Here is a 13,671-nt window from a genome sequence, read left to right as displayed (position 1 = left end):
TGTCCCTCGATCTCAGCTACCCAGCTAAGACATAAAAAAGTCATATAAATAGGGATTTATCATAATGAAAAAGTTAGCAGTTATTATCTCAAGTATTTTATTATCTAGCGCTGCAACCACTGCTATGGCAGCAGATAGCTATCAGTCAATTAGTAACCTAGGCTTTAAGCATGAAACTAGCAGCAATAACAACACAGTTGCAGTGGATTCTATTTACTATTTATCGCCTAAAAAAACCTTAGGCCCGTACGATCAGTTTGAATACATTAATAAACAAAGTAATGTATATGGCAGCTACGCTGACGATGACTCTAGTGACGTAACTTCAGTTGGTGGCGAATACTTTATTAACAACTTTGTAGTAGGCGCATCTTACAGTAACCTTGATACTGGTTCACACAATGAACTTTACAAATTGTCAGGTGGTTTCTTTTTTAACCCAAATTTACTAGCTAAAGTAACTTTAGTTGAAGATAAAGATGGCGATAACTATGCGTTATTTGATTTAGCTTACAACCACATGCTAAACAGCACTGACTACATTGGTGTAACAGTAACCGCTGATGACGACTTTGATTACCGTGCAGTAGCAGCTAAATACTTTATTGACTTGCAGCAAGGTAACTTCTTAACGTTTGAAGGTAAGTACGAGAGCATTGATGATAAAGAAAACCAATGGGTAGCAGAAACTAACTACTACTTCTCAAAAGCAACATCTGTATTTGCTAACTACAACAAGCAAGATGCTTACAGCTTTGGTGCTCAGCATTTCATTAATGAAAATGTAGGTATTAAAGTTGGTTACGGTAACAATGCTGATGATTCAGGCAACGATGCTTACTTTGCTAACATGCGTTTTCAGTTTTAATTAAGGCTTATAGTTAATTTACTTAAGAGTAAAAACAAACCCCGCTTAATACTAAGCGGGGTTTTTGTATTTTTAAAGTAAGTAATTGAGTTAAAAATAATAACTAAAGCTATGCAGAAAGTTAAAAGAGGTGATTTTTAAATAAACTAAGCATAACTTACGACTGAAGAATGATTGTATTTAACTTGAGAACGGTCATAATTAAACCACTATTTTCATTCAATGTATCAAGGAATATGCACATGACATTTTTTATTATATTGCTGGTCGTGGTGGTGGTTATATTTGCAGTTAAAAATATTCGCCTCAATTTAATCAGTCGACCTACCTTTAAAATGTTTAAAAAAGTATTACCGCCGTTATCACAAACCGAGCGCGAGGCAATGGAAGCTGGTGATGTTTGGTGGGATGGTGAGTTATTTAGTGGTAACCCAGACTGGCAAAAGCTGCACCGCTTTCCTAAGCCTGAGCTAAGTGATAAAGAAAACGCCTTTATGGATAATCAAGTAGAGACTTTATTGGCTATGCTTGACGATTATCAAATTGTGCAAAAAGATAAAGACTTACCAAAAGATGTTTGGGATTACTTAAAATCGGAAGGTTTTTTTGCATTAATAATTCCTGAAAAATTTGGTGGGCGTGAATTTTCTGCGATTGCAAACTCTACTATAGTGTCAAAAATTGCCACAAAAAGCTTAACAGCAGCTGTTACCGTAATGGTACCTAATAGCTTAGGCCCAGGTGAATTACTGCTACATTACGGTACTACAGAGCAACAAAACCGCTGGTTGCCTACGTTGGCGACTGGTGAAGATGTACCTTGTTTTGCACTAACAGGTCCAGAAGCCGGATCTGATGCAGGAAGCATTCCTGACTCAGGCGTGGTGTGTATGGGGGATCATAATGGCGAAGAGGTTTTAGGCCTGCGTTTAAATTGGTCAAAACGTTATATTACGCTTGCGCCTGTGGCAACGGTTTTAGGGCTTGCCTTTAAAATGTATGACCCTGATGGTTTATTAGGTGGAGAAAAAGAGCTGGGAATTACCTGTGCGCTTATCCCTACTGATCACCCTGGAGTTGAAACTGGCGAGCGCCATTACCCACTAAATATGGCGTTTATGAATGGCACAACGTACGGTGAAGATGTGTTTATTCCACTGGATTGGATTATAGGCGGGCAGCAAGGCGCTGGACGTGGTTGGCGCATGTTGGTTGAGTGTTTAAGTGCAGGGCGTGGCATTTCATTGCCAGCATTAAGTACAGCAACAGGGCATTTAGCCGCTAAAATGACCTCAGCTTACGCCATGGTGCGCCAACAGTTTGGTGTGTCTATTGGTCAATTTGAAGGTGTACAAGAGGCACTTGCACGTATTGGTGGTTTAACCTATGCGCTTGAGTCGTGTCGTTTAATGACGGCAGGTGCAATTGATTTAAAACTCAGCCCTTCAGTTGTTACCGCTATTGCTAAATACCATATGACTGAAATGGGTCGTACAGTAATGAACGATGCGATGGATATTCATTCAGGTAAAGGCATTCAGGTTGGTCCAAATAACTATTTAGCGCATGGCTATATGGGGATCCCGGTATCGATTACGGTAGAAGGCGCTAATATTTTAACGCGTAATTTAATGATATTTGGCCAAGGTGCCACACGTTGTCATCCGTTTGTATTAAAAGAAATGGAAGCGGCAGCGATGGAAGATGATGACGCTGCATTAGAGCAATTTGATGGTTTATTAATGGACCATATTATGTTTGCCGCGTGCAACGCCAGCATGGCACTTGTGCATGGTTTAACGCGTAGTTGTTTTGCTAAAGCACCGGTAAGTGGCGAAACAGCAGTTTACTATAAGCAACTGACAAGAATGAGCCGTGGCCTTGCCATATGTACAGATGTAGCCATGCTCATGTTAGGCGGAGAACTTAAACGTAAAGAAATGATATCGGCACGTTTAGGTGATGTATTAAGCCATTTGTACTTAGCGTCAACCGTACTAAAACGTTTTGAAGACGAAGGGCGTCAACAAGCCGACTTACCCTTTGTTAAATACGCAATAGAAACGTCATTGTATGAAATTGGCCAAGCATTTGATGGTTTCTTTAAAAATTTCTCAAACCCGGTGGTTAACTTTGTGCTCAAACGTATTGTATTCCCACTCGGTAATCATTATCACAAACCAAGTGATGCCATTGCACAAAGTATTTGTAAACATATGACTCAACCAGGTGTGTTTAGAAACCGTTTAACGCATTTATGTTATGTGGATGAAAACGCGGGTACGGGTGTAATGGAAAGTGCATTTTTAGCAATGCATGATATGCAAACACAATTTAAAGATCTAAAACAATGGCAGCGTAAAGGGAAGGTACCCGCTACGCTTGATATTGAGGGGGCGATTAATTATGCGCTTGAAAACGATTTATTAAAGCAAACCGATGCCGATGCAATGCATCATGCTAATAAATTAAGAAAGCAAGCCATAGCAGTTGATAACTTTCAACCTGGTGAGCTATAACGCAGTGCTTTAAGTAATAACTAAAACGAAAAGGCCTTACAAATGTAAGGCCTTTTTGCGTTTAATTCATTTAAGTTAACGAGCGTAAGGATCGGTCACTATTTTATCTATATACCATAGGCCTTTTTTATGACGCATTTTAACGCTGCGCATATCATCAATTTTTTTACCATTTAGAGTGCCGGTGAATATAAGATTAATTTTAGCCGAGTCGCCATATTGCTCCCGTAAGCTCATATTAGACATATCAACTTCTATAACCACTTGATCATATTGCATGTTTAATAAGGTGCGAGAAAATTGCTTAGCAGTACCATATGATTTCATAATGCGGGCAAGGTTTGGGGTTGCCATAGTGCTGGCTTTATGCAGATTTTTTTGATTATAAAGCGCGTCAAAATAAGCCGTTGCAGCATCGCCCGGCGTGCTATTAACTTGGGCAACTTCTTCAGTGCAGCTAATAATAAATAGGCAAAAAGTTAAGCTTAAAAAAGAGGTTAGTTTTTTCATCATCAATATAATTTATTCATTCTTTACAAAGTGTGTGGCTTTATTGCACGGATGTAAAGGGGGGTGAATAAATAAGTAATAAAAAAGGATGCTAAGAGCATCCTTTTTTCAAACAAAATACTTATTGTACGAGCTCTTGTTCACTAAACTCTTCATCAAACATGGGGCTTGATAAATAACGCTCAGTGGCACTTGGTAAAATAACCACTACATTTTTATCTGCATTTTCAGGCTTTTCAGCAATGCGTTTCGCCGCAACAACCGCTGCGCCAGATGAAATACCTACTAATATACCTTCTTGTCTCATTAGTAAGTGTGCCATCGCAATAGCATCTTCGTTAGATACTTGCTCTGCACCATCAATCACACTTAAATCTAAGTTACCAGGAATAAAGCCAGCACCAATACCTTGAATTTTATGTGGCCCAGGCTTAATTTCTTCACCTGCTAGCGTTTGGCTAATAACCGGTGAATTTGTTGGCTCAACAGCAATCGATTTTACATTGAGACCTTTTTCGTTTTTAAGGTAGCGACTAACACCAGTGATAGTACCGCCAGTACCAACGCCTGCAACAAAAAAGTCTACTTTACCATCAAGGGCATCATAAATTTCAGGGCCGGTGGTTTCAAAGTGAATTTTAGGGTTTGCCGGGTTTTCGAATTGTTGTAATAAAATATATTTATCGGGAGCGGTTGCTTGAATTTCTTTTGCTTTATCAATTGCACCGTTCATACCTTTTGCGCCATCGGTTAGTACTAGGTTTGCACCTAATGCTTTGAGCAGTTTTCGGCGCTCTAAACTCATAGTATTTGGCATGGTAAGGGTTAGTTTATAACCACGAGATGCTGCCACAAACGCCAGCGCAATACCGGTATTACCAGATGTAGGCTCAATTAGTTCTTTATCTTTCGTTAGCTGCCCTGATTTTTCAGCTTCCCAAATCATTGATGCACCAATACGACATTTTATACTAAAGCTTGGGTTGCGAGATTCAATTTTTGCGTATACGTTGCCACCGGTAACACGGTTAAGTTTTACCAGCGGTGTATTACCAATGCTTAGTGAGTTATCTTCAAAAATAGTAGACATAATGTTCCTTTGGATACAATCCGCTTAACATGTTAGTAGTTTTGCTATTAACTATATAAGCATACTTTACTGTGAGTTTAAAAAATTTAAAGTAAAGTTTGGCTATAACATATATTTATTGGGCTTATAACGAGGATGTGTTTATTTCTCAAGCTTGAATTTACCGCAGTGTGGTTGATTTTTGAGCTGTGTAGGGCCTTCTTAATGTGGTTACTGCTCATTAATTGACGCTAACGACGCTTAAAAGATAAATAAACCCTAATTAAATAAAAACTTGGCCTCGTGATCATTACAAGTGTTACTTAAGGAACCTGAGCTCCGGATAATAAATCTATCTCAAGCAGCTATTTTCAGCGCTAACTGCGTTGAATTTACTTGCAATAGGCCAGCTATTGACGCGTAAATTCGCCTTGTTTTCATTGAAAACTTCTGGCTAGAGAAAATAAAATTAAATATAACTATGATTCAATACGTTAGTAAATCTCTTAATCAGAGTTCAGATTAAGTAGAAAAATAAACTTTTGAAAGGCGTGTTATATTTATTTATATTCTAACAATTAATCTATTAAAGACTTAATACTCACCGTATTGTTGCTTATTTGTGCAAATGAACTGCAGTTGAACAGTTTTATGATACAAGCTATGCAAAACATGATAAAAACACAGTATCTAAATTCAAGAAAGCAATCACAATGAAGTTAATCTTAAAATTAATTGCCGGTATTGTGGCCGGTATCTTAGCTGGACTCTATTTACCACTAATAGGCGTTGAACTTTTATATACTGTTAAAGAACTGATTGGACAATTGATCTCCTTTACTATACCGCTGATCATTTTATTTTTTATTGCATCGGGTATTGCTGGACTACCAAAAGGGTCAGGGCACTTATTAGGTAAAACAGTTGGTTTTGCTTATGGCTCTACTGTTATTGCTGGCACACTGGCTTTTTTACTGGTTAGCACAGTAATTCCATTTTTAAGTGGCGGTATTACATTTGAAGCTGAATCAGCGACACAAGTTGGTAGTTTTATTGATTTAGAAATTCCGCCACTAATGGGCGTGATGACTGCATTAATGAGCGCATTTATATTTGGTATTGGCATGAGCCAGCTTGAATTGACTACGCTTAAAACAGTGTCTGATCAGGGGCGTGATATTGTTGATGGCTTATTATCTAAGGTGATAATACCGGCATTACCATTTTATATTGCAGGTGTATTTGCCGAAATGACGGTAGCAGGAACAGTTGTTGATACCCTACAAGCATTTGGCGTAGTACTTATTGCAGCGCTGGTTATGCACTGGTTATGGCTTACTGTTTTATATGTATCTACAGGCTTGTTACTAAAACGCAACCCAATCGAATTAATTAAAAATATGCTACCAGCGTACTTTACCGCTTTGGGCACAATGTCTAGCGCTGCAACAATTCCAGTATCATTACAATCAAGTAAGTCGAATGGTGTAAAAGAAGACGTAGCCAATTTTACGGTTCCGCTTTGTGCGACAATTCATTTATCGGGCTCTACAATTACAATTGTAACCTGTGCAATGGCGGTCATGTTTTTATCACCAAGCATGCAAGCACCTTCATTAATGGGCATGTTGCCATTTATTATGATGTTAGGTGTAGTAATGATTGCCGCACCAGGTGCACCTGGTGGTGCAGTAATGTCGGCACTGGGTTTATTAACAACTATGCTAGGCTTTAATGAAGGCGCAGTAGCTTTAATGATTGCACTATATTTAGCCCAAGACAGTTTTGGTACTGCGTGTAACGTAACCGGTGATGGCGTTATTGCTTTGTGGGTAGATCGCTTTAGCGAAAAAGCATAATAAACTGGGTGTGTTAATCTGTTAATATACATGTATTAACACACCTTAAACGATGAAATAATATCGGTTATTGTTTTATTTTAACTGTGTTACTGTGGCAAATTAATATTATTAAATTGCATTTTATTAGGCTAGTGAGGATGTTCCATTGATTAATGTACTTTTAGTTGATGACCATGAGTTGGTACGAACAGGGATCAGGCGGATTCTTGACGATGTACGAGGCTTTAAAGTTGTTGGAGAAGCTAAAACAGGTGAAGAGGCTGTGCAATTTTGTCGTCAACACTCACCCAATATAGTACTTATGGACATGAATATGCCCGGTATTGGTGGCCTTGAGGCGACGAAAAAGATTTGTCGTTATTGCCCTGATGTAAAAATTATAGTGCTTACTGTTAATTGTGAAGATCCGTATCCTAGTACCGTAATGCAGCTTGGCGCGCATGGCTTTTTAACTAAAGGTGCTGGGTCTGATGAAATGGTACGTGCTATACGCTGTGTGCATGCAGGACAGCGCTATATTGCACCTGAAATTGCACAGCAAATTGCATTAGCACAGGTAAGTGGGCGCACAGATGAAAGTCCATTTCAGAGTTTGTCAGAGCGTGAACTGCAAATAATGCTAATGATCACCAAAGGTGAAAAAGCACAAAGTATAGCTGAGCGTTTAAATTTAAGCTCTAAAACAGTTAATAGCTACCGCTATCGTATGTTTGAAAAACTAAATGTGAGTGGCGATGTAGAGCTGACTCATTTAGCTATTCGCTATAAAATGATTGATATAGACGTATCGTACTAATCATAATTTATGTCTGAATTTGATCACGTCCAGTTTTTAAAAACACTATCGAGTGAGCCCGGGGTTTACCGTATGCTCGATAGTGACAATCAAGTAATTTATGTTGGTAAAGCAAAGCATTTAAAAAAACGGGTGAGTAGTTACTTTAGAAGTAACATCACCGACAGCAAAACCCGTGTTTTAGTCAGTAATATTTGTAATGTTGAAGTAACGCTTACTAATACCGAAACCGAAGCGCTATTACTTGAAAACAATCTGATAAAAAAGTATCAGCCTCGTTACAATATTTTATTACGCGACGATAAATCCTATCCTTATATATTACTTACTAATCATAAACATCCTCGATTAGCGTTTCATCGTGGCAGTCGTAAAGTAAAAGGTGAGTATTTTGGCCCATTTCCAAGTGCGGGGGCGGTATCAGAAAGCTTACGACTGATGCAAAAAATATTTCCCATTCGTCAATGCGAAGATGTTTATTACCGTGCGCGCAGCCGACCATGCTTACAATATCAACTCAAACGATGCTCAGCCCCGTGTGTAAATAAAGTTTCAGATGAAGATTATACTGAGCAAGTTGATTATGTGCGTAAGTTTTTAACGGGTAAATCACATGAGGTAATCGCCGATCTCATTAAAAAAATGGAAGCAGCTAGCCAGCAGCTAAATTTTGAGTTGGCTGCAAAAGTGCGTGACCAAATAATGTTGCTGCGTAAAATGCAGGAACAACAGTCTATTTCGGGTAATTTTGCAGAAATGGATGTTGTAGGCTTTGCACACCTAAATGGTTTAAATGGCATTCACTTATTGATGATCCGCGATCATAAAGTATTGGGCAGTAAAACCTACTTTCCAAAAGTGCCAAAAGACTCAAGTGAACAAGAAATATTGACTTCGTTTTTAGGCCAGTACTATTTAGCGCCGGGGGCAACTGGGCGTATCGCAAAAGAAATCATTTTGCCGTTCGAAATACAAGAAAGCGACGTATTAGGCCAAGCACTTACGCAAATAAGTGAGCGTAAAGTAACTCTTAAAGTAGTTACTCGGGGTGAGCGTGCCCAGTATTTGCAGTTAGCCAATAAAAACGCATTAAATAGTATTACCGTTAAGCAAAGCACCCAAGACTCTATTAATAAACGCTATGCGCAATTAAAAGCTACCCTACGCCTTGATGATATAACCAGAATGGAATGTTTTGATATAAGCCATACTATGGGGGAGAACACGGTTGCTAGCTGTGTGGTATTTGATTCACAAGGACCCAATACTAAAGAGTATAGGCGTTACAACGTGACTGGAATAACCGGTGGAGATGATTATGCTGCCATGGAGTTTGCGCTTAATAAGCGCTACAACAAATTAGTTGATGAAGATAAAATACCCGATGTGATTTTTATAGACGGTGGTAAAGGGCAATTAGGGCGTGCAGAGCAGTATTTTGCTACTTGGCCACATGCAAAAATGCCCTTGTTAGTTGGTGTAGCTAAAGGTACAAGCCGTAAACCCGGCCTCGAAACACTGTTAATAGACGGTGGTCGAAAAACTATTCCAATGGATTCAGATGCACCTGCACTGCATTTAATTCAGCATATACGCGACGAATCACATCGTTTTGCTATTGCGGGGCACCGTAATAAGCGCCAAAAACAACGAACGCAATCATTATTAGAAGAAATAAATGGCGTAGGTGCTAAGCGCCGACAAACATTATTAAAATATTTAGGGGGCATGCAAGGGGTAAAAGCTGCTAATATAGAACAGTTAAAGAAAGTACCGGGGATCAGCCCTGACATGGCTGACAAGATATTTAACCATTTGCATGACAAGGGTTAGCCCTTCATGCGAATATAGCAAAAAAGACATACCCAAGCAGTTATGTGGAATATTCCAAACACACTCACAACCTTTAGACTTTTTCTTATCCCCATTTTTTTGGTGGTATTTTATTTGCCTTATTCATGGGCGCTTTTTGCTGCCGCCTTTATTTTTTGGTTTGCATCAATAACCGACATTCTCGACGGTTATTTAGCACGTAAACTTGAGCAATCAACCCCCTTTGGTGCGTTTTTAGATCCCGTTGCCGATAAAGTTATGGTGTGCGCTGCCTTAGTCGCGTTATCAGAGCATTATCAGTCTATGTATATGACTATCCCGGCACTTATTATAATAAGCCGCGAAATTGTTATCTCTGCACTGCGTGAATGGATGGCAGAACAAGGTAAGCGCGATAACGTGGCTGTATCTAATATGGGTAAAATAAAAACAGCAGCACAAATGTTAGCCATTATCGGTCTAATTTGGCAATACGATGCTTGGATGAATTATTTAAGTTTTGGTTTGTTGTATATTGCGACCTTCCTAACATTGAGTTCTATGATGCAATATTTGGTATCGGCATGGAGTGAATTGACCAAAAATTGATTCTAAACGTCTAATAACGCACCATATTAGATAAAAAATAATCAAACAGTTCGAAAGTGGCATTTTTTGTATTGACGCGTTTAATAATCTCTGTAGAATGCGTCCGTGTTGAGAGGGCATAGCCCCCAAGATAAACTAAATGGTAATTAATCAGTTACTGAATATTTACTGCAATACGTTGCAAGTTGATAGAAAGCTTACTGAATAATATTAAATGCGGCACTAGCTCAGTTGGTAGAGCGCGACCTTGCCAAGGTCGAGGTCACGAGTTCGAGCCTCGTGTGCCGCTCCAGTTTATCTCATTGTTAAGGCGGAATGGCAGAGTGGCCATGCACCGGATTGCAAATCCGTTTACCTCGGTTCGACTCCGGGTTCCGCCTCCATAGCAACACTCCACATGCTTTAAATAGCAAACTCGATGCCCGAGTGGTGGAATTGGTAGACACAAGGGATTTAAAATCCCTCGACTAACAAGTCGTGCCGGTTCAATTCCGGCCTCGGGCACCACTTTGTGGTTTTATTACATTACCAAGTGTAATTTATAAAATGTTTAATTTAGAACTAATATGATGCGGCACTAGCTCAGTTGGTAGAGCGCGACCTTGCCAAGGTCGAGGTCACGAGTTCGAGCCTCGTGTGCCGCTCCATATTAGTTTTATCCACTTGCTTTAAATAGCAAACTCGATGCCCGAGTGGTGGAATTGGTAGACACAAGGGATTTAAAATCCCTCGACTAACAAGTCGTGCCGGTTCAATTCCGGCCTCGGGCACCACTTTTATATAAAGTGGCAGAGTAATAAAATACTAATTTATAGTATAAGTAAATACCATTGCTTATAGAATAAAATGCGGCACTAGCTCAGTTGGTAGAGCGCGACCTTGCCAAGGTCGAGGTCACGAGTTCGAGCCTCGTGTGCCGCTCCAAATTATTTGGATACATTTAGGCGGAATGGCAGAGTGGCCATGCACCGGATTGCAAATCCGTTTACCTCGGTTCGACTCCGGGTTCCGCCTCCATATAATTTACTCCACACGCTTTAATTAGCAAACTCGATGCCCGAGTGGTGGAATTGGTAGACACAAGGGATTTAAAATCCCTCGACTAACAAGTCGTGCCGGTTCAATTCCGGCCTCGGGCACCACTTTCTTGCTATTACTACTTATAAACAATGCTATAAGCTGGCAATAACATTAGTCAGTATTTACGCATCAATTCGTTATAATAAAACTACACATCTTATTACTACAATAAAACCCAGTCTGTTAAAGTGAATAGTTACCTTGAATAACGCTAGATTCAGTGCTTATTTATATCTTAAAGTCTACAGCCTTACCTAAATAAGTATTTCCAATTAAGCAATTAGCTATTTATTGTTACTGCACGTAAGAAATAGCCACACTTGCTGATAATACCAAAGATCCCGTAACGAAATAACGCCGCAGCGCTTAGCTACATGGCTACACTTCATCTAGTTAGAATACTAATCAAAACATGAGGACTCTATACACTAGTATAGGGTTTTGTATTTGCCGCATGAGAACGTATTACAATACAAAACTAAATGCTTACCATGAGTAACGATTACTAGGCGTTAGCAATAAGTAATCGGCAAAGCGTTACCATTTAAATCGCCAGATCATCGTTACTAAGTTTAGGGGGGGGAGGTTAGGCCTCATGCGTCTCTGAGGCTTAGGTTATTGTATGAAGGTGTAGAGTGAAGCGTTATTAGCCATATAAAGGCGAGCCAGCAATGGGGATGTGCTTTAAAAGCAAAAAAAGGGAAGCACTATAGCTTCCCTTTAATTTAACCAATATTAGCATTTAATTACTTATGCCAAATCCCTTTTGGAATTGTTTTATCAAGATGCTTATTTTTAGTTGGATCGAAGGTTGGTAACTTCCCAGCACGACGTTGCGTGTTGTAGTCTTTAGCAAGCCAAACAACTACGCCTGACAACATAAATAATGCTATAACGTTCACAATAGCCATTAACCCCATAGATATATCAGCTAAAGTCCACACTAATGGTAGCTCACCCATAGCGCCAAACATCACCATACCTAATACTAACAATCTAAAAATCAACATGCCGTATGCATGGTTATGCTCTAAAAATAATAAATTTGTTTCTGCATAAGAGTAATTAGCAACAATAGATGTGAAAGCAAAGAATAAAATAGCAATCGCAACGAATATTGCACCCCAACTACCTACATGCTCCTCAAGTGCTGCTTGAGTTAAAGCTATGCCCGTTAAACCAGAGCCAGCAGTAAGTTGTTGTGATAATAAAATTAATGCCGCAGTAGCGCTACAAATTACAATAGTATCAACAAAAACGCCTAACATTTGCACATACCCTTGTGAGGCAGGGTGGGGAGGGTTAGGTGTTGCTGTTGCAGCTGCGTTAGCAGCGCTACCCATACCCGCTTCGTTTGAGAACAAGCCACGTTTAATGCCTTGGATCATCGCTTGCATAACGCCGTAGCCAATTGCGCCTGCGCCTGCTTGCTCAATGCCAAATGCACTATTTATAACATGCATAAAAACACCAGGTAGCTCTGAGTAATTTAAAGCACAAACGTACAAAGCCACTAGTAAATAAGCAAGAGCCATAAAAGGCACTACCATTTCTGCAAATCGAGAAATAGTTTTTAAACCGCCAAAAATAATGATCCCAGAGCCAATAACTAAAGCAATACCTACTACATAGTTCGGAATATCAAAAGCGACTTTAAATGCAGCTGCAATAGAGTTTGATTGCACTGCGTTAAATACAAAACCAAACGCTAATATTAAACACAGTGAAAAAATAACGCCCATCCAGCGCTTACCTAAACCATATTCCATATAATAAGCAGGGCCACCACGAAAGTTCCCCTGTTCATCACGCGTTTTATAAGCTTGCGCTAATGTGCTCTCGGCAAAACTAGTCGCCATACCAATTAAAGCAATAAGCCACATCCAAAAAATAGCCCCAGCACCACCTAAATAAAGTGCAACTGCAACACCTGCCATATTACCAGTACCAACACGCGCTGCGAGTGAAGTACAAAAGGCTTGGAATGAAGAGATGCCATCGCCTGAACCTCTACGACTCAAAAACATCACTTTTATCATGTGAGGAAACTGTACAAATTGAATAAAGCGAAGGCGAATGGTGAAAAACAGCCCTGCTGCTATTAATAAGTATACTAAAACATGGCCCCATAAGAGGCTGCTTATACTGTTTATTATATCTGTCATGCTATTTGCCTAATCAACGAGTTTAAATCTGTCGCGCAACTTAGCATAAGCTTGAGAAATAGTTTAGTAATCGAGGTAAAAAAATGACTTGTCCACAGGCTTTTGTGGGTAACCTGTGAGCCTGGCTTGTGTATCTTTGGGGTAAAAATTAAATGCAAAAAAGGCGATAAAAACGCTTGCGTAAAATCTGCGGCTCCCTATAATGCGACCACACTGAGACGGGAAACGTCAACGCCTAGCGAGACGCGAACTACTTAGAGAGTTAAATAAAACTTCGGTTTTAAATTTTCCAAAAAGAAAGTTTAAAACAAAGTATTGACTCGAAAAATAAAGGGTGTATTATACGCATCCCTTGAGACGCTAAAGCGACTCAAAACGTTC

9 protein-coding genes and 8 tRNA genes are annotated in these 13,671 nt (G+C 39.5%); 14 read left to right on the top strand and 3 right to left on the bottom strand.

Going from position 1 to position 13,671, the window contains the following annotated elements; translation table 11 throughout:
• Positions 1–64 precede the first annotated feature (64 nt).
• On the top strand, positions 65–868 hold the full coding sequence (locus H5058_RS13230) for a putative porin (protein ID WP_182678552.1): 804 nt from the start codon (positions 65–67) through the stop codon (positions 866–868).
• 242 nt (positions 869–1,110) lie between these two features.
• Complete coding sequence (locus H5058_RS13225) at positions 1,111–3,387, top strand: acyl-CoA dehydrogenase (protein WP_208834347.1); 2,277 nt, start codon at positions 1,111–1,113, stop codon at positions 3,385–3,387.
• Between the two features lie 75 nt (positions 3,388–3,462).
• Here the strand turns inward: H5058_RS13225 and H5058_RS13220 are convergent, their stop codons facing one another.
• Together H5058_RS13220 and cysK are read right to left on the bottom strand one after the other, a co-directional pair.
• Positions 3,463–3,897: a hypothetical protein gene (locus H5058_RS13220; RefSeq protein ID WP_041454731.1), complete on the bottom strand. Its 435-nt coding sequence runs from the start codon at positions 3,895–3,897 to the stop codon at positions 3,463–3,465.
• A gap of 121 nt (positions 3,898–4,018) precedes the next feature.
• Positions 4,019–4,987, bottom strand: a complete 969-nt coding sequence (gene cysK, locus H5058_RS13215; protein ID WP_086993393.1) for a cysteine synthase A — start codon at positions 4,985–4,987, stop codon at positions 4,019–4,021.
• A 692-nt stretch (positions 4,988–5,679) separates the two neighbouring features.
• Here cysK and H5058_RS13210 point away from each other — a divergent pair.
• The 12 genes from H5058_RS13210 (at position 5,680) to H5058_RS13155 (ending at position 11,187) form a co-directional block, all read left to right on the top strand.
• Positions 5,680–6,825: a dicarboxylate/amino acid:cation symporter gene (locus H5058_RS13210; RefSeq protein WP_089368517.1), complete on the top strand. Its 1,146-nt coding sequence runs from the start codon at positions 5,680–5,682 to the stop codon at positions 6,823–6,825.
• Positions 6,826–6,973: 148 nt separating this feature from the next.
• Entirely contained in the window at positions 6,974–7,624 is a 651-nt protein-coding gene (gene uvrY / locus H5058_RS13205; protein ID WP_011328582.1) for a UvrY/SirA/GacA family response regulator transcription factor, read from the top strand.
• Positions 7,625–7,633: 9 nt separating this feature from the next.
• On the top strand, positions 7,634–9,457 hold the full coding sequence (gene uvrC, locus H5058_RS13200) for an excinuclease ABC subunit UvrC (protein ID WP_089368515.1): 1,824 nt from the start codon (positions 7,634–7,636) through the stop codon (positions 9,455–9,457).
• A gap of 42 nt (positions 9,458–9,499) precedes the next feature.
• Positions 9,500–10,045, top strand: coding sequence for a CDP-diacylglycerol--glycerol-3-phosphate 3-phosphatidyltransferase (pgsA, locus tag H5058_RS13195; RefSeq protein WP_089368514.1), 546 nt, complete (start codon positions 9,500–9,502; stop codon positions 10,043–10,045).
• Between the two features lie 216 nt (positions 10,046–10,261).
• Positions 10,262–10,337: transfer RNA gene (locus H5058_RS13190), tRNA-Gly, on the top strand.
• A gap of 17 nt (positions 10,338–10,354) precedes the next feature.
• Positions 10,355–10,428, top strand: a tRNA-Cys gene (locus H5058_RS13185).
• 37 nt (positions 10,429–10,465) lie between these two features.
• Positions 10,466–10,552, top strand: a tRNA-Leu gene (locus H5058_RS13180).
• A 64-nt stretch (positions 10,553–10,616) separates the two neighbouring features.
• Positions 10,617–10,692, top strand: a tRNA-Gly gene (locus tag H5058_RS13175).
• Positions 10,693–10,731: 39 nt separating this feature from the next.
• Positions 10,732–10,818 (top strand) — tRNA-Leu (locus tag H5058_RS13170).
• 75 nt (positions 10,819–10,893) lie between these two features.
• Positions 10,894–10,969 (top strand) — tRNA-Gly (locus tag H5058_RS13165).
• A 19-nt stretch (positions 10,970–10,988) separates the two neighbouring features.
• Positions 10,989–11,062 (top strand) — tRNA-Cys (locus H5058_RS13160).
• 38 nt (positions 11,063–11,100) lie between these two features.
• Positions 11,101–11,187: transfer RNA gene (locus H5058_RS13155), tRNA-Leu, on the top strand.
• A gap of 684 nt (positions 11,188–11,871) precedes the next feature.
• Here H5058_RS13155 and H5058_RS13150 read toward each other — a convergent pair.
• On the bottom strand, positions 11,872–13,290 hold the full coding sequence (locus H5058_RS13150) for a sodium:alanine symporter family protein (RefSeq protein WP_011328579.1): 1,419 nt from the start codon (positions 13,288–13,290) through the stop codon (positions 11,872–11,874).
• Between the last annotated feature and the right edge of the window lie 381 nt (positions 13,291–13,671).

This window comes from Pseudoalteromonas sp. SR45-4, from assembly GCF_014163535.1.
Taxonomy (GTDB): domain Bacteria; phylum Pseudomonadota; class Gammaproteobacteria; order Enterobacterales; family Alteromonadaceae; genus Pseudoalteromonas; species Pseudoalteromonas nigrifaciens.
Note: the sequence above shows the minus strand (reverse complement) of the source record. Positions and strands in the feature narration are given on the sequence as shown.